Source organism: Lacinutrix sp. WUR7, assembly GCF_016864015.1.
In the GTDB taxonomy this organism is placed as follows: Bacteria; Bacteroidota; Bacteroidia; order Flavobacteriales; family Flavobacteriaceae; genus Oceanihabitans.
This window is the reverse complement of sequence record NZ_CP045067.1, coordinates 875,523-892,572: the sequence shown is the minus strand read 5'-3', so window position 1 is coordinate 892,572 and position 17,050 is coordinate 875,523. Positions and strand designations below refer to the sequence as shown.

Below are 17,050 nucleotides of genomic sequence, written 5' to 3'. Positions count from 1 at the left end.
GGTGTTTAATGAAAACAAAGCTTAAAAAATTTACAGAATTTAGTAAAACCATACTGCCAAATGAAGCCAAATATCTGCAAACTAGATATCAGTTTACAGATGTAGAAAAACTTCAAATTATGGAGTTGATCATCTCTAATGCTCTATCTCAAAAGGCATTTGTAGATTTTGATACCACCATTAACAAGCGTAAATATTCCTATATTAAAGATTGGATTGAAAAAAAATTAGCCAATATTGATGTAGATGCAACCATTGGTTGGTTAATGTCTTTAAAGCAAAAAATACTTACCGATGCCATTGCGTCTAGTGAAGAAAAAGAATTTCTACATTACATTTCAGGATACAAAAACATTGAGTTTAATTTTCAGAATTTATACGACTTAGCTAAAGAATATAAGTCTTATTTGTTGGTTAGAATGCGCTATAAAGACCATCAAATAATAGCAGATTTCATTGAAACCTATAAAGAGAATTATACAGAGGTTAAAGAAATTAGCGAAAAACTCTACACAGCAACTACAGAAATCACCAATCAATATACGCTAAATAATAACGAGACAAAGCACTTAGAAACTTGGTTGCTCGCTGTTTTTAATGATAAAAATATTGATGGAAAAAACAGGTATCAAGCATTTGTTTTGCTCGCTTTTATCTATACAAATTATAATGAAAATGATAAGTTAAAAGTCATTTTCGACCAAATTGACTATTATTTTAGTCAAGGTGAAATGTATTCTAGACGCTTGCTTTCTAATTATTATGCAAGTCGAGTATTGTTGCATTCTAAACAAGACGAATTTGAAGAAGCAGAATTTTATGGGTATTTGTCTATCCGTCAAAATAATAATGATACCCTAATGTATTTGAATAATTTGGTCGCTATTTTATTGCGAAATAACAGACCAGATAGAGCTTTTACATTATTAGAAGCGTATCAAGAATTGTATAAAGAAACACATAATTACCATCAAAAAATTGGGTATTGTTCCTATCAAATACGTGTATTATCCGAACTTCAAAAAAACGATCTAGCCGAAGCGACAGCAAAAACATTTTTAATAAAATATAAAAAGGAAGTGCTGAAGCATCGTTGGCATCACTTTTTTACATCGTATATCAATGTGCTAGTAATACAAGAAAAGTACGAAGAAGTGCTGAAGCTTGCTGCAAAATTCAATTTGATAGAAAAGGAAAGCGAACGACAAAAGCAAAGTAACTATGTGCCTAATATTTCATGGAGTATTTCGCTTTCAAGATATATGGAAGGCAAAATAAATTCTACACGTTTGTTAGACGAAATTAAAGCACCAATTAAAGGGGTACAGCCTACAAAAAATCAGAAACAATTGATGATAAAGGTGATAGATACGCTTTCAAATAATTTACCGGAAGCGTTTTTTAAACTAAAGTCATACATTTAAAATTCTGCTCTAAAACTCCCTTGTATATGGGTTTTTTTGATGTATTTTTTTGTTTTTTAATCCAAAGTCATACTTCTCATTGCTAATTTTTAGTACTGTTTATTTTCTTTTTCACAATAGATTGCCATCATAATCTAACTTAAAACATCATTTCTAATTATGAAAAAACTACTATTCTTATTAACCTTGATTAGCTCTTTGGTTATTAATGCGCAAGATTCAGGAAGCGTAAAAGGAACAATTACGGAAGCAAGTGGTATGCCTTTAGCTGGAGCAGCAGTATATATTAAAAGTTTAGACAAAGGAGGTGTTACCGATTTTGATGGTAATTTTACTATTGAAGATGTTGCAGAAGGTACACATACCGTGTCTATATCTTATATTGGTTTTGAAACGCTAGAACAAAGTGTTTCAGTAACTGCTGGAAAAACAACACAATTAAACTCACAATTAAAAGAATCTAATAGTGTTTTAGATGAAGTTATAATCACAGCAGGGAAAAAACCACAAAAAATTACAGATGTACCAGCTACCGTTAATGTAATTACCGCTAGAGATATTGAAGAGTTTCCTAGTTTTAATATTGGGGAATTAGCGGCAAGACAAAAAGGTGTTGATTTTGTACGTACTGGTGTTCTAGGAACTGGTATTAATATTAGAGGATTTAACTCTGCTTTTAATTCTAAAAACTTACAAGTAACAGATGATAGATTATCCACGTTAATTGCTACTGGATTACCAATGGGGTCTTTTTCTACAGTAACTAAAGATGACATCTCTAGAGTAGAAATTTTATTAGGACCTAACGGAACGCTTTATGGTCCAAACGCACATAACGGATTGGTAAGTACAATTACTAAAAATCCTAGACAGTCGGAAGGAACTACATTTGCAGTAGGTGCTGGTAACCAAAACGTGGTAACTGCAAGATTAAGACATGCGCAAGTACTGAATGATAAGTTTGCTTATAAATTTCATTTTGAAAGATCCCAAGGAACAGAGTTCAACTACGCAGATAGTGTATATGTAGGAACAACAGCATATAAAGAATTAGATCTGGACCGTGATTTTGACTCACAAAAATATGGCGCTTCTTTATTTTATAAGCCAACAAAAAGTTCAGAAATAACGGGATACTACGGACACAGTAATAGTAATAACATTGGAGTTACTAGTGCAGGTCGTAACCAAATTAAAGATTGGAGTATCGATGTAGCACAAGTAAAATTTGTTTCTAAAAACTTTTTTGCAAATACCTATTACACATGGAGTAAAACAGATGAAACCTACGCCATGAACCAACGCACACAAAATTATGTGTCTTTTATAGATAATGGTTTTTCGGAAGAAGAAGCTAGTGAGCGCTCTTTTACAGAGCAATGGTTTCAAACGGGTGCTAATTTTGGAGATGGTATTGTATTGCAACGTGGTGCTCTTTTTAAAGATGCCTCTAAACGTTTCAATGCAGAAGCACAATACAATAACAATTGGAACCAATTCTATTTAACTTTAGGTGCGCAATACCAATTAGATATGGCAGATTCTAAGGGTACATATCTTTTTGATGAAGGCGGAATTGATTTAGATCAAACAGGTGTGTATACACAAATGGAATATAAATTAAGCGATTCTGGATGGGGATTCTTAGTAGGAGGAAGAATAGATAATCATGAATTATATGGTTCTAACTTTATACCAAAAGCTGCAATTACTAAAAAAGTGAAAAGCGGAACATTCCGTTTAACTTACGGTAAAGGTATTGCTGTGCCATCCATCTTAAACCTTAAAGGAAACTTATTTGGAGGTTTAGTTATCGGAAATGGTGAAGGATTCACATTAACAGATGGAACAAAAATTGGAAAATTAGATGTGGAAACTATTAATTCTTATGAAATAGGATACAAAGGGAAATTATCAGAAAAACTATTTATAGATACTAATGCGTATTATAACCAGTCTGATAATTTTATCAGTCCGTTAGTGAATATTGCAGATGCCGCAAATGGTAATAATGTAACCCATGTAGGGGATACGCCAATTGGAGATCTTGTAGATGGTTCTACTGGAGCTTTTGTATTAACCTATTTAAACTTTGGTCATGTAGATACTTACGGTTTAGATGTAGGACTAAACTACTACTTTAATGATAGTTTTAGAACTTCTGTTAATTACTCCTATTTTGATAGAAGTCTAGATACAGATGATATGGATAATGATGGTAATTTAGACGGACAAGTTTTAGAAAGTGAATTGCCAATTAATACACCAAATCATAAATTTAGTGTTGGTCTTCATTACGGAAAAGGTAAATTCTATGGTGCACTCTTCGGAAGATATGTGCAAAAATATGATTTCTTCTCTGGTATTAATGTAGCTGCAGAAACACAAGATCAAGATGGAGATGGTATCAATGAAATTGTTGAAAACGCTCAGGTAGGAAGAACTTGGAATTACGGACAATTAGGTGGTTTTTCCGTAGATGCAAATGCAGGATATAACTTTAATGATAACTTATCCTTGGGTTTAAGTATTACAAACTTATTTAATGCTAAAAATAGAGAATTTGTAGCTTCTCCAGTTATTGAAACATTGGTTTCTTTTGAGTTAAAGTACAAAGTAAACTTCTTTAAAAAGAAACCAGCAACTATTAACTAAGCTTCCAAATCATGTCAAAAATACAAGTTAATGATATAGAACTTGATTATGAAGATTATGGAAAAGGAAAGGTACTTCTGTTACTTCATGGTTTAGGATCCACAAAAAAAGATTGGGACGGTCAAGTCCCTTTCTTTTCTGAAAAATATCGAGTTATTGCCTTAGATTTAAGAGGTCACGGAGATTCTACAAAACCATTAGATGCGTATGGTGTAGAATTAATGACCGAAGATGTAAAGCAGTTATTAGATAAACTAGCGATTAAAAAAGCAACTTTTGTTGGTTTTTCTATGGGTGGCGCTGTGGCTTTTGAAATGGCTGCAAAACATCCAGAATACTTAGATAATCTAGTGATTGTAAATAGTGGTCCCGATTTTAACGATATGGGAAAAACGGGAGAAGAGCTTTTAAAAAATCGTACCGAATTTCTACAAACAAAAGGTGTAGAACCATTAGCCAAAGAAATTGCATTTAATATGTTTCCCGAAGCACATCAAGTAGCTATGCGAAACCAATTTGAAGAACGTTGCAAAAAGAATGATTACAATGCGTACTTCAAATCTTTTGTAACCTTAATGGATTGGGGATTAGGAGATAGAATAAAAGACATAAATACAAGAACTTTAGTGGTAGCATCCGATATGGATTATACGCCAATTGCCTTTAAGCAAGCTTATGTAGATACATTACAAAACGCTTCCTTGGTGGTTATTGAAAATTCTAGACATGGTGTTGTTATCGATCAGCCAGAAGCTTTTAATGTCGCACTTGAAAAATTTTTAGAAAATGAATAAAACCGTTCTTATTACAGGGAGTACTAGCGGAATTGGTTTAGGAATAGCAAATCAATTTGCGAAAGAAGGATATGCTATTATGTTTCATGGTTTAGAAAAAAATGGAGCAGAAATCGCAAAGGAAGTTGGTGAGAAATATAAGGTAAAAGTGGCTTTTTCTAATGCGAATTTATTGCAAGCGGAAGCTATTGAAGGTTTAGTAGAGGAAACTATAAAGACCTTTGGAAGCTTGCATGTATTAGTAAATAATGCCGGAATACAATTTGTTTCGCCTATAGAAGATTTTCCAAATAGTACATACGAAAATATTATAGCCATAAATATGAACGCTGTTTTTTACGCTTCTAAAGCGGTTTGGAAACAGATGAAAAAACAAAGTTTTGGTAGAATAATAAATGTCTCTTCGGTGCATGGTATTCGTGCTTCCGAATTTAAATCGGCTTACGTTACCGCAAAACATGGTGTTATTGGTATGACCAAAGTCTTGGCTTTAGAAGGCGCACCTTTTAATATTACGTGTAACGCTATTTGTCCGGGTTATGTAAAAACACCTTTGGTAATCGGACAAATAAAAGACCAAGCCAAAGCACATAATATGACCGAAGAGGAGGTTGTAGAAAAAGTGATGCTTAAAAAGCAAGCGGTAAAACAATTTGTACCTCTAGAAGCGATTGCGGATATGGCAATATTGCTAGCAAAAGATAGCTCCACAACCATAACAGGTTCCTCCTTTGTTTTAGATGGAGGTTGGAGTGCACAATAATTTTTGATTAGTTGGTAAAAATGCTTTTCTGGAAACAGAAAGGCATTTTTTTTGTTTCTGAAAAGCTTGTCGTAAAGTGCTCCTTCCTTTAGTTAAAGGAAGGTGGGTTTTATTGTTAGATAAAACACGGATGGTTTGTAGTAAAATAAATGGGGCGTATTTTTTAACTCCCCTTTCTTAAAATTTATAAAGGGGAAATTTTAATTCATTCTCCTCTTTAAGCAAAGAGGAGAGCTACTAAAAACGGACTTTTAAATTTGCGATAATATTCGCAGAAATCAAGAATGCTAACTTTTTAAATATAAGTGTATCCGGAAGTGCTCCTTCCTTTAGTTAAAGGAAGGTGGGTTTTATTGAGAGATAAAACTCGGATGGTTTGTAGTAAAATAAGTGGGGCGTATTTTTTAACTCCTCTTTCTTAAAATTTCTAAAGGGGAAATTTTAATTCATTCTCCTCTTTAAGCAAAGAGGAGAGCTACTAAAAACGGACTTTTAAATTTGCGATAATATTCGCAGAAATCAAGAATGCTAACTTTTTAAATATAAGTGTATCCGGAAGTGCTCCTTCCTTTAGTTAAAGGAAGGTGGGTTTTATTGTAAAATAAAACTCGGATGGTTTGTAGTAAAATAAGCATAGCATATTTTATAAAACGATTACTTCTTCATAATATCCTCTATAATTTTCAAGTGATGCGTGGTATGTAATACCAAAAATTTAGTAACTCTTTTTTTATTAATATGACCAAATAACGGATGCTTAAAATAAGCGTTCTTGTCTAAGTTGGCTATTGTACTAACATTCGTTTTTGCTAGTTGTAATTGACTAACAAGATCTTCTTTTAGAATTACTTCTGGAGGTTTTACATATTTTGGAGCTTTTGCTTTTCCTCTCGGGAAAAAGCCAAGTGTAAAAAACACCTTTCCTAAAAGGCTAAAATTATTTTCAAAGGTATTTGGATCTGATTTTTGAAGTGAAATAACAACGCTATTAATTACTTTTAGACTGTGATCTATATGCCAAGCGATATCACTTTTAGATACTTTTGGGTTAGATACACTATGGTTTTCTAGATGAGATTCTAAGGAGGTGATAGCAAGGTTTGTTTTTTCTATAGACATAAAGTTGTTGTTTATTAGTGTGAAGATACTTATATAAAAACGAAAATGGTAAAACTATGTATTTGTAGTATTATGTTTTTTAAGAATATGTTATTTATTAGTAAGCTCCTTTATTTAGAAAAAATAAGATGGGTTGTTTTTTTAACTCCTCTTTCTTAAAATTTCTAAAGGGGAAATTTTAATTCATTCTCCTCTTTAAAAGAAAGAGGAGAGCTACTAAAAACGGATTTTTAGACTTACTATACTACTCTCAGAAATCAATAAAGTTTCTTTTGTAAATATAGGAGTATCAAGAAGTGCTCCTTCCTTTAGTTAAAGAAAGGTGGGTTTTATTGAGAGATAAAACATGGATGGTTTGTAGTAAAATAAGTGAGGCGTATTTTTTAACTCCTCTTTCTTAAAATTTCTAAAGGGGAAATTTTAATTCATTCTCTTTTAAAAAAAAAGAGGAAAGCTACTATAAATGGACTTTTATATTTACGATAATACTCTCAGAAATTAATAATGTTCCTTTTTTAAATATAGGTTTATCCAGAAGTGCTCCTTCCTCTAGCTAAAGGAAGTTGGGTTTTTATAAAATAAAAACTCGGAAGGTTTGTACTAAAATAAACGAAGTGCATTTTAAGTTTTAGAATATTATAAACAAAATGCCGAGTTGTAAACGTCTCGCAATGGCCATAACGGATTGCCCGCAATAAGGATTGATGCGGTTAGCTTTTGTAAAACTTCCATTTAAGGTTTTACAAAACTAGTAGCGGAAAGCCTGGTTGGTTTTGGCTTTTCTGCCAAAAGCAAATTGCCCAACTTCTCGATACATCCCGATAAAAATCGGGACACTCGAAGTGACAATAAAAAAAAATCCCAAACACGAATGCTTGGGATTTTAGTATAATTTAGTTTCAATTAATGAGATTCCCACTTTCGTGGGAATGACAGATTAATATCTGTAGTGTTCTGGCTTGTATGGACCTTCTACCGTTACACCAATATATTCTGCTTGGTAAGGTTTAAGTTCTGTAAGCTCTACACCAATTTTTGCTAGGTGTAATTTTGCGACTTTTTCGTCTAATATTTTTGGTAACATGTACACATCGTTTCCGTATGCTTCTTTGTTTGTCCAAAGTTCAATTTGCGCTAAAGTTTGGTTTGTAAAGGAGTTACTCATTACAAAACTTGGATGACCTGTTGCACAACCTAAGTTTACTAAACGACCTTCGGCAAGTAAAATAATGTCTTTACCATCAATGATATATTTGTCAACTTGTGGCTTAATTGTATCTTTAGTATGACCATGCTTTTCGTTTAACCATCCTACTTGGATTTCGTTATCAAAGTGACCAATATTAGCAACGATTACTTTGTCTTTCATTGCTTCAAAATGCTCCGCACGTACAATATCTTTATTTCCTGTAGTAGTGATAATAATATCTGAATTACCAACAACTGTTTCTAATTTCTTTACTTCAAAACCGTCCATTGCTGCTTGTAAAGCACAAATTGGATCGATTTCAGTAACAGTTACAATACTTCCTGCACCTTTAAAAGAAGCAGCAGTACCTTTACCAACATCACCATAACCACAAACAGTTACACGTTTTCCAGCTAGCATAATATCTGTTGCACGACGAATTGCATCTACTGCAGATTCTTTACAACCGTATTTGTTATCGAATTTAGATTTAGTAACAGAATCGTTAACGTTAATTGCTGGCATTGTTAATGTTCCGTTTTTAACACGCTCGTATAATCTGTGAACTCCTGTTGTAGTTTCTTCAGATAATCCGTTGATTCCATCCGCTAATTCTGGGTATCTATCTAAAACCATGTTGGTTAAATCACCACCATCATCCAAAATCATGTTTAATGGTTTTCTGTCTTCACCAAAAAATAAGGTTTGTTCAATACACCAGTCAAATTCTTCTTCAGTCATGTCTTTCCATGCATACACAGCAGTTCCTGCATCTGCAATTGCAGCAGCAGCTTGATCTTGTGTAGAGAAAATGTTACAAGAACTCCAAGTAACTTCTGCACCAAGAGCTTGTAAAGTTTCAATTAAAACAGCAGTTTGAATAGTCATGTGTAAACATCCTGCAATACGAGCTCCTTTTAATGGTTGCGTGTTTTTGTATTCTTCACGTAAACTCATTAGGCCTGGCATTTCCGCTTCTGCTAATTTAATTTCTTTTCTTCCCCAAGCCGCAAGCGACATGTCTTTTACCTTATTAGGTACGTAAGCAACAGTTTTTGTACTCATATTATTTTTTATCTTGTTTTAAAATTGCACTTGCCTTTGGGTTTATGGCTTAAATAACTAAATTCGCTATATAAATATGAGCCAATTTCACCTTAGGTGATGCAAAGATAATCAATAACTTTTAGAATATTAAATGCCTCTTTACAAAACTCTTACGCCAAACTCACAAACTACTGTTAAAATCTGGAAGATTACAGAGTCTTATGAAGATTTACTAACACCTATAACGTTGAATCCAGAAAGTATGCAACGTGTTTTAGGAATGAAAAGCGAATTGCACAGACGTGGTTTTTTAAGTGTGCGTCATTTGTTGGCGGCATTTGGTTATACCGATGCGGATTTAATTTATGATACCAACGGAAAACCACATTTAAAGGATGGTAAGCATATTTCTATTACGCATTCCTTTACGTTTTCGGCAGTGGTAGTAAGTGATGCTGTTGTTGGTATTGATATTGAAAAGCAACGAGAAAAAATTGGTGTGATTGCGCATAAATTTTTAGATTATGAAAACGCATATTTAGATAAAGAGGCAACAGATTATATTAATAAACTAACTGTTATTTGGTGTATTAAAGAATCTTTATATAAGTTATTTGCGACTCCAGGTTTGAGTTTTTTACAGCATACGTTAGTCATTCCGTTTACCGTTGAAGAAGGTGCTACTATTGCTTGGATTGATTACGAAGAAAAAAAACATAGATACCAAACTACATTTTTTGAGTTTGAAGGATTTACTTGTGCTTATGCTTTACCAGCTTAATGTTTTTTAGAGCAAAGAAAATAGACTAAAGATAAGATAACCTATTAAGAGAAATAAGAAGAAAAACATTTGTGTATTCCTAGGTAATGAAAAGTATTTATAAAAACATATTACAGTCTATTGAAAAAGGGGAAAAGCTCTTAGCGGTTTTAATAGATCCGGATAAAACAAAACCAGAAGGTTTAGACGGTTTTATGCAAAAATTAAACAGCTCGGTTGCTACACATATTTTTGTTGGTGGAAGTACTGTAGAAGCATTTGCAACAGAAAACCTTGTTTTAGCATTAAAAAAACACACCAATTTACCAATCATATTATTTCCAGGAGATGTATCGCAAATTACCAATCATGCAAATGCTATATTGTATTTATCTTTATTGTCTGGTAGAAATCCGGAATATTTAATAGGAAAACACGTAGCCTCGGTTTCTAAATTAAGAAATAGCAGTTTAGAAGTGATTCCAACGGGTTATTTGCTAATCGAAAACGGAAAAGAAACAGCAGTGCAAAGAGTTACCCAAACAAAACCAATGCCAATTAATAATTTGCAAGCTATTGTAGATACCGCTAAAGCGGGAGAGTTGCTTGGTATGCAACTTATCTATTTAGAAGCGGGAAGCGGTGCAGAAAACGCGATACCAACATCTATAATTAGTGCCGTAAAAAAAGATTTAGAAATCCCTTTAATTGTTGGTGGTGGCATACGAAGCAAAGAGCAATTAGATACAGCATACCAAGAAGGAGCAGATTTGGTGGTTATTGGTACGGCTTTTGAAGAGGATGAAACATTCTTTAATGAATTGAAACAATAAAAAGATTGCTAAACTGTAAACAGTTACAAGTAATATAAATACTAATGTTTAATTAAAAATATTCCCGTTTGTACGGGAAATAAATATGGAAATTTCTGTAGATCTTACACTTTCTCCTTTGCAGGATGATTATGAAAAACACGTAATTAATTTTATAAAAGCATTACGAAACTCCCCATTTAAGGTTTTAGAGAATCCGCTAAGTACACAGATATTTGGAGATTACGATGCATTGATGCCTTTTTTGAATACCGAAATAAAGCGTTCTTTTCAAGACGTAGATATTTCTGTACTAACCATGAAAGTGGTTAAAACAAATAGAAGCGACTATGAACCCCATTTTTGATTTTTTATTCGGTCAATATTCAGACTACCAGACATTAGATGTTGTGTTGGAAATTGTAGCCGTTATTTTCGGGTTTCTATCGGTTTGGTTTTCTAGAAAAAACAATATTTTAGTTTTTCCCACTGGAATGATAAGCACTTGTATTTTTGTGTATTTATTATTAAAATGGGGACTTTTAGGGGATATGATGATTAACGGATATTACTTTATTATGAGTGTTTATGGTTGGTATATTTGGACACGTAAAGTAGATGCTAGTCATATGACACCAATTTCTAGAACAACAAAAAAGGAGAAGAAAATAAGTGTGGCTATATTTTTAGCAACGCTAGTTTTTGTTTTTATTATTTATAAGGCATTTGATAAATGGAACGGCTGGGTTGCTTATGTAGACACGGTAACTACAGCGATATTTTTTGTAGGAATGTGGCTCATGGCCAAGCGTAAATTAGAAAATTGGATCTACTGGATTATTGGTGATCTTATTTCTATTCCTTTGTATTTTTATAAAGGATTTACCTTTACTAGTTTCCAGTATTTAGGATTTACATTTATAGCAATTTTAGGATATTTAGCATGGAAGAAAAGCTTAAGCAACAACCAAGTGACTGCATAAAAGTAGTTCTTTTTGGCCCTGAATCTACAGGAAAAACAACCTTGTCAAAACAGTTGGCACGTCATTATAATTCGGTTTGGACGCCAGAGTTCGCTAGAGAATACCTTCAAGATAAATGGAATGATGAGCGTAAGACTTGTGAGCCAAAAGACTTGTTGCCAATTGCTATAGGGCAAATGAAATTAGAGAATGATTTAGCACTGAAAACCGATTCTGTTTTAATTTGTGATACCGATTTACTGGAAACTAAAGTATATTCAGAAACGTATTATTCAGGGGTTTGTGATCCTAATCTTGAAAAATATGCATTAGAAAATAAATATGATGTATACTTTTTAACGTATATTGACACACCTTGGGAAGCAGATGATTTACGAGATAAACCAGAAGAGCGTTTAAGTATGTTTCAAGCTTTTCAAGACACGTTAATAAAGTATAAAAGACCTTATGTTTTGCTAAAAGGAGATAAGAAAATGCGTTTAGAAATAGCAGTAAAGCATATCGATGAATTATTAAAACGAAAGAAGTGAAATTTACAGAAAAAGATATAGAACAAATAGCATCGAAAAACTTAACAGTTGAAAAAGTTAATGCACAAATACAACTTTTTAAAACAGGAGTTCCGTTTGTGAATTTAAAAGATGCTGCAAATATTGGTAATGGTATTCTGAAATTTTCTGAAACAGAAAAAAATCAAGCCATTCAGTTTTTTGAAAATAGAAGAAATGAAAAAGCAATTTTAAAGTTTGTTCCAGCTTCTGGAGCTGCCACAAGAATGTTTAAGTTTTTGTTTCAATTTATTCAGGAATATGATGCCGATCAAGAAAGTATTAATTCATATATCAATAGAAACAAAGCTTCAGAGTTGTCTTTGTTTTTGGTAGGTGTTGAAAAGCTTCCTTTTTATAATCAAGCACTTTCTAAAGTAAAAAAATTTATTCCAAATTTTAATACGCTTTCACAGGATGAAAAAAAATTAGAATTTATTAAAATCATTTTAGAAACAGATAAACTTAATTATGGTTTCTATCCAAAAGGATTACTTCCTTTTCATCAATATAAAGATCATGTTTCTACTGCTTTTGAAGAGCATTTATTTGAAGCAGCACTTTATGCATCTTCTAATAAGGAGGCTGACTTACACTTTACTATTTCAGAAAAACACAAGAATATTTTTGATGCAGAATTTAAACGTATTGAAGAAATTGTGGAGGCAAAAACAAAGACCAAATTCAATATTTCATTTTCATACCAATGTCAATCTACAGATACCATTGCAGTAACACCAAAAAATGATGCCTTTAGAGAAGATAATGGTAATTTACTATTTAGACCTTCTGGTCATGGCGCTCTTTTAAACAACCTGAATCAATTAGATGCAGATGTTATTTTTATTAAAAACATAGATAATATTGTAGTCTCTAAATACGAAAATGAGGTGGCAGAATACAAGAAAATGTTGGGAGGTTTGTTAATAGAATTACAAGAACAAGCATTTGCTTATTTACATAAACTGGAAGAAAATGACCTTTCGGAAAAAGAACTAATCACCATTGCCGAATTTTTAAATACTAAGTTGCATGTTGTTATTAATATAGAATTTGAAAAGTATTCAAAAACCTATCAAATAGAATATTTAAGAGAAAAATTAAATCGACCAATTCGTGTTTGCGGCATGGTAAAAAACGAAGGCGAACCCGGTGGAGGACCCTTTTGGATAAAAGACGAAAGCGGAAACATTTCATTACAAATTGTTGAATCAGCTCAAATTGATAAGAAGAATAAATCGCAGAAAAGAATATTAAAAAATGCAACACATTTTAATCCTGTAGATCTTGTTTGCGGAATTAAAAATTATAAAGGTGAAAAGTTTGATCTTAATAAATATGTAGATCCAAAAACGGCATTTATAACCATGAAAACCAAAACGGGAAAAGACTTAAAGGCATTAGAGCTTCCTGGACTTTGGAATGGTTCTATGGCATATTGGAATACCATTTTTGTAGAAGTTCCATTAATCACTTTTAATCCTGTGAAAACCGTTACGGACTTATTAAAAGCTACACATCAAATTAACGAGTAATGTTTAGTGAAAAGCAGTTAATTAGCGAGTTAAATTATAAAGCAATACGAAGTTCTGGAGCAGGTGGGCAACATGTAAATAAAGTGTCTTCAAAAATAGAATTAACCTATAATTTAGAAGACTCTCAGGTTTTTAATGAAGAGCAAAAAGAACGTTTAAAAAGTAAACTATATTCCAGACTTACCAAAGAAAATGTACTTATTCTACAATGTGGCGAAAGCCGAAGTCAGCATAAGAATAAACAAATAGCTATAAAAAGATTTCTTCAAATTATAACGGAAGGTTTAATTATACCAAAAAAGCGCAAACCAACTAAAATTCCTAGAGCAGTAAAAATAAAACGCTTAAAATCAAAACGTTCTAATTCGGAAAAGAAAGCCAATAGGAAAAAACCAAACTTAGATTAAAGGGAAGGTTATTTATAGTTATTTCCTTTTTTATAAAATTATTTCAAGAAGTCTTTATTAATTCATAATTCGTCACTACATTTGCGTCGTTCTCAAAAAAGGGGTGCTATTTATAGTTAGTAATCATTTCGATTTTTAACTTATAAAGGCTGAGATCATACCCATTGAACCTAGAACAGGTAATGCTGTTTAGGAAGCGAGTGTTAAAAAAATGTCCAGTGGATATTTTTAACGAGTGCGATAAGGTTATCGATGATTATAAGTAAGACATTAAAAAAGGTCCAGTAGACATTTTTAACGAATACCAAAAAGTCATCGATGTTAATTTACTTCAGAATCAGAACATGTTTAAAATTATACGTGTAAGGATTTAAAATGTAGAGTAGCATTTTCAATATCGTATTAGTTAAAGCTCAAAATAAATCAATTAATAACTAAAGAATAATTACCTCTTTTTATTCGATTATAAACCATAATCGTAATGAAAAACCTATTTCTTTTTTTAACACTTTTGGTGTTAACCGTCTGTGCAAACGCACAAGAAAAATCACAAGATTCTACACAGGTAGAACAATTAGAAGAAGTCTTAATTAAGGCTGTTCGCGTAAATGCAACTTCACCAATTACCCACACTAACGTAAGTAAAGAAGATCTTGAAAAGCGAAATTTAGGACAAGACATTCCTGTTTTGTTAAACTTCTTACCGTCTGTAGTTACAACCACAGATGCTGGAGCAGGAGTTGGTTACACCTACATTCGTGTTCGTGGAATTAATGCACAATCTACCAATATTACGCTAAATGGTATTCCGTATAACGATTCCGAATCGTTGGGAACTTTTTGGGTAAACCTTGGTGACTTTGCATCTTCTGTAGAAAGTCTGCAGTTACAACGTGGTGTTGGTACATCTACCAATGGTTCTGGTGCTTTTGGAGCTAGTATTAATGTACTTACAGATGCAGTTTCAGAAGTTGCAAATGGCGAAATTTCTAATTCCTTCGGAAGCTATAATACTAGAAAACACAACGTGAAATTTAGTACAGGAAAACTAAATAATCACTTTGAAATCGCTGGGCGTTTATCGCAAATAAAATCCGATGGTTATATCGATAGAGCAAGCTCTGATTTAAAATCGTATTTCCTTCAAGGTGCTTATGTAGATGATAATCGTTTAATAAAAGCAATCACGTTTAGTGGTCACGAAGTTACCTATCAATCTTGGAATGGTTTGGAAGATTTAGATCTTTTAAAAGACGATAGAACGTTTAATACAGCAGGAATGTACACCGACGAAGCTGGTAATACGCGTTTTCATAAAAACGAAGAAGATAATTACCAACAAGATCATTACCAATTGCATTATACAGAAAGAATAAACAATAATTGGTCTACTAATTTAAGTTTAAACTATACGCATGGTAATGGTTATTTTGAGCAATACAAAGAAGATCAAGATTTTGAAGATTATGATTTAGAGGAAATTATGGTTGGTAGCGAAACCATTAATACTACAGATTTAATAAGAAGACGTTGGTTAGACAATGATTTCTATGTGGTAAATGCGAATGCTAATTTTAAGAAAAATAAACTAGATATGATCTTTGGTGGAACATATAGTAGTTATGATGGAGATCATTTTGGGGAAATTATTTGGGCAAGAAATGCAAGTTCTAGCGAAATAAATGACACCTATTATAATGGAAACGGAAAGAAAGAAGACCTAAGTTTCTTTACAAAAGCAACCGTTAAATTAAATGATAAACTTAGTCTTTTTGGAGATTTACAAATGCGTTTAGTAGATTATAAAACTACAGGGTTAACATCAGATAGAGTTGCTTTAAGAATAGATGAAAGTTATAGTTTTTTTAATCCGAAAGCAGGAATTACGTATGAGTTTAATACCAATAACAATATCTACTTTTCCTATGCTAGAGCAAACAGAGAACCAAATAGAGATGATTTTGAAAATAACGAAATGGTTAAACCAGAGCAGTTAAATGATTTCGAATTAGGTTTCAGACACCAATCGGAAGTATTTAGTGTCAACACCAACTTGTATTATATGCTGTATAATGAACAGTTAATTTTAACAGGAGATAGAGATAATGTTGGTAACCCAATACGTACCAATAGTGGGGAAAGTTATAGATTAGGTTTAGAAATTGAAGCTGCAGTAAAACCACTAGACTGGTTAACGATACAGCCTTCTATTACAGTAAGTTCTAATAAAAACAAGAGTACTGTGGTTTCAAGAGATGGTGGTTTAGCCGATTTAGGGAAAACAAATATTTCCTTTTCTCCAGAAGTAGTGCTGTCTAATGCATTAGTGTTTAACCCAGTAAACAATCTTAATTTTTCTTTGTTAATGAAGTATGTTGGTGAGCAGTTTATGGGAAACACAGATAGTGCGGCATCTAAATTAGATAGTTATTTTGTAAATGATTTTAATGTGTCTTATAAAATAGATACCAAAGCATTTGTGAAGTCCATAACTTTCTCTGCTTTAGTAAATAATATTTTTAATGAAAAATATATTTCTAACGGTTATTATTATACCTATGATGATACTTGGTCTGCACCAGATGTAACTACTACCATTGAAGGAACAGGATATTACCCGCAAGCAACTAGAAATTTTTTAGTGGGTGCTACGTTGAAGTTTTAAAACCTAAGGTTATAAATTGTTATTCTGAAATTGTTTCAGAAACTATAAAAAAAACTCTCCAACATACATGTTGGAGAGTTTTTTAGTTATACCTATTCATTTAAAAGTTATGTAATAAAAAACGGATGGTTTATTCTAGACAAAAAAAAAGCCATTCTAATGAAAGAATGGCTTTTCAATTAATTAACACTTTTAATTAATTTTAAAATTCCCAAGTCTAAGATACAAAATAATATAGAATATTTTCTATAGAAGTTGAGTATTTTTTACTGATTAGTTTTAAGTAAACAAAAAATCTTTTCTTTTTAAAGGTGTGTTCTATGTACAAAATGGAAATATACCAAGGTTC

14 protein-coding genes are annotated in these 17,050 nt (G+C 32.3%); 12 read left to right on the top strand and 2 right to left on the bottom strand.

Annotated elements, in window-relative coordinates:
• The first annotated feature begins 8 nt into the window (after nt 1–8).
• From FG167_RS04000 to FG167_RS03985, 4 genes are all read left to right on the top strand, one after another.
• Nucleotides 9–1,424 carry a hypothetical protein gene (locus FG167_RS04000; protein ID WP_203460138.1) on the top strand — a complete coding sequence of 472 codons (1,416 nt, stop codon included), beginning with the start codon at nt 9–11 and terminating at the stop codon, nt 1,422–1,424.
• A 159-nt stretch (nt 1,425–1,583) separates the two neighbouring features.
• Nucleotides 1,584–4,079 (top strand): TonB-dependent receptor, encoded by a 2,496-nt coding sequence (locus tag FG167_RS03995; protein WP_203460137.1) that lies wholly within the window; start codon nt 1,584–1,586, stop codon nt 4,077–4,079.
• A gap of 11 nt (nt 4,080–4,090) precedes the next feature.
• Nucleotides 4,091–4,873, top strand: a complete 783-nt coding sequence (locus FG167_RS03990; RefSeq protein WP_203460136.1) for an alpha/beta fold hydrolase — start codon at nt 4,091–4,093, stop codon at nt 4,871–4,873.
• On the top strand, nt 4,866–5,636 hold the full coding sequence (locus FG167_RS03985) for a 3-hydroxybutyrate dehydrogenase (RefSeq protein WP_203460135.1): 771 nt from the start codon (nt 4,866–4,868) through the stop codon (nt 5,634–5,636). The genes FG167_RS03990 and FG167_RS03985 overlap by 8 nt, the downstream gene beginning before the upstream one ends.
• A 654-nt stretch (nt 5,637–6,290) precedes the next feature.
• Here the strand turns inward: FG167_RS03985 and FG167_RS03980 are convergent.
• Together FG167_RS03980 and ahcY are read right to left on the bottom strand one after the other, a co-directional pair.
• Complete coding sequence (locus FG167_RS03980; RefSeq protein WP_203460134.1) at nt 6,291–6,755, bottom strand: DUF1569 domain-containing protein; 465 nt, start codon at nt 6,753–6,755, stop codon at nt 6,291–6,293.
• A gap of 937 nt (nt 6,756–7,692) precedes the next feature.
• A complete protein-coding gene (gene ahcY, locus FG167_RS03975) occupies nt 7,693–9,009 on the bottom strand; it encodes an adenosylhomocysteinase (protein ID WP_203460133.1) in 1,317 nt (438 codons plus the stop codon).
• A 133-nt stretch (nt 9,010–9,142) separates the two neighbouring features.
• Between ahcY and FG167_RS03970 the strand changes: the two genes are divergently transcribed.
• The 8 genes from FG167_RS03970 to FG167_RS03935 all read left to right on the top strand — a co-directional run bounded on the left by FG167_RS03970 (nt 9,143) and on the right by FG167_RS03935 (nt 16,701).
• Nucleotides 9,143–9,772, top strand: a complete 630-nt coding sequence (locus FG167_RS03970; protein WP_203460132.1) for a 4'-phosphopantetheinyl transferase superfamily protein — start codon at nt 9,143–9,145, stop codon at nt 9,770–9,772.
• A gap of 86 nt (nt 9,773–9,858) precedes the next feature.
• A complete protein-coding gene (locus FG167_RS03965) occupies nt 9,859–10,584 on the top strand; it encodes a geranylgeranylglyceryl/heptaprenylglyceryl phosphate synthase (RefSeq protein ID WP_203460131.1) in 726 nt (241 codons plus the stop codon).
• 85 nt (nt 10,585–10,669) lie between these two features.
• Nucleotides 10,670–10,930 carry a hypothetical protein gene (locus FG167_RS03960; RefSeq protein ID WP_203460130.1) on the top strand — a complete coding sequence of 87 codons (261 nt, stop codon included), beginning with the start codon at nt 10,670–10,672 and terminating at the stop codon, nt 10,928–10,930.
• Nucleotides 10,914–11,546 carry a nicotinamide riboside transporter PnuC gene (gene pnuC, locus FG167_RS03955; RefSeq protein ID WP_203460129.1) on the top strand — a complete coding sequence of 211 codons (633 nt, stop codon included), beginning with the start codon at nt 10,914–10,916 and terminating at the stop codon, nt 11,544–11,546. The genes FG167_RS03960 and pnuC overlap by 17 nt, the downstream gene beginning before the upstream one ends.
• Nucleotides 11,507–12,076 (top strand): AAA family ATPase, encoded by a 570-nt coding sequence (locus tag FG167_RS03950; RefSeq protein ID WP_203460128.1) that lies wholly within the window; start codon nt 11,507–11,509, stop codon nt 12,074–12,076. Before pnuC ends, FG167_RS03950 begins: the two co-directional genes overlap by 40 nt.
• Complete coding sequence (locus FG167_RS03945; RefSeq protein ID WP_203460127.1) at nt 12,073–13,629, top strand: DUF4301 family protein; 1,557 nt, start codon at nt 12,073–12,075, stop codon at nt 13,627–13,629. The genes FG167_RS03950 and FG167_RS03945 overlap by 4 nt, the downstream gene beginning before the upstream one ends.
• The gene (arfB, locus tag FG167_RS03940) at nt 13,629–14,036 is read left to right on the top strand and encodes an alternative ribosome rescue aminoacyl-tRNA hydrolase ArfB (RefSeq protein WP_203460126.1); all 408 of its coding nucleotides are present in this window, start codon (nt 13,629–13,631) and stop codon (nt 14,034–14,036) included. The genes FG167_RS03945 and arfB overlap by 1 nt, the downstream gene beginning before the upstream one ends.
• A 481-nt stretch (nt 14,037–14,517) precedes the next feature.
• Nucleotides 14,518–16,701 carry a TonB-dependent receptor gene (locus FG167_RS03935; protein WP_203460125.1) on the top strand — a complete coding sequence of 728 codons (2,184 nt, stop codon included), beginning with the start codon at nt 14,518–14,520 and terminating at the stop codon, nt 16,699–16,701.
• Nucleotides 16,702–17,050 lie beyond the last annotated feature (349 nt).

Coding starts and splice junctions, on each gene's coding strand:
- FG167_RS04000 (WP_203460138.1), top strand. CDS start 9: ATGAAAACAAAGCTTAAAAAATTTACAGAATTTAGTAAAACCATACTG.
- FG167_RS03995 (WP_203460137.1), top strand. CDS start 1,584: ATGAAAAAACTACTATTCTTATTAACCTTGATTAGCTCTTTGGTTATT.
- FG167_RS03990 (WP_203460136.1), top strand. CDS start 4,091: ATGTCAAAAATACAAGTTAATGATATAGAACTTGATTATGAAGATTAT.
- FG167_RS03985 (WP_203460135.1), top strand. CDS start 4,866: ATGAATAAAACCGTTCTTATTACAGGGAGTACTAGCGGAATTGGTTTA.
- FG167_RS03980 (WP_203460134.1), bottom strand. CDS start 6,755: ATGTCTATAGAAAAAACAAACCTTGCTATCACCTCCTTAGAATCTCAT.
- ahcY (WP_203460133.1), bottom strand. CDS start 9,009: ATGAGTACAAAAACTGTTGCTTACGTACCTAATAAGGTAAAAGACATG.
- FG167_RS03970 (WP_203460132.1), top strand. CDS start 9,143: ATGCCTCTTTACAAAACTCTTACGCCAAACTCACAAACTACTGTTAAA.
- FG167_RS03965 (WP_203460131.1), top strand. CDS start 9,859: ATGAAAAGTATTTATAAAAACATATTACAGTCTATTGAAAAAGGGGAA.
- FG167_RS03960 (WP_203460130.1), top strand. CDS start 10,670: ATGGAAATTTCTGTAGATCTTACACTTTCTCCTTTGCAGGATGATTAT.
- pnuC (WP_203460129.1), top strand. CDS start 10,914: ATGAACCCCATTTTTGATTTTTTATTCGGTCAATATTCAGACTACCAG.
- FG167_RS03950 (WP_203460128.1), top strand. CDS start 11,507: ATGGAAGAAAAGCTTAAGCAACAACCAAGTGACTGCATAAAAGTAGTT.
- arfB (WP_203460126.1), top strand. CDS start 13,629: ATGTTTAGTGAAAAGCAGTTAATTAGCGAGTTAAATTATAAAGCAATA.
- FG167_RS03935 (WP_203460125.1), top strand. CDS start 14,518: ATGAAAAACCTATTTCTTTTTTTAACACTTTTGGTGTTAACCGTCTGT.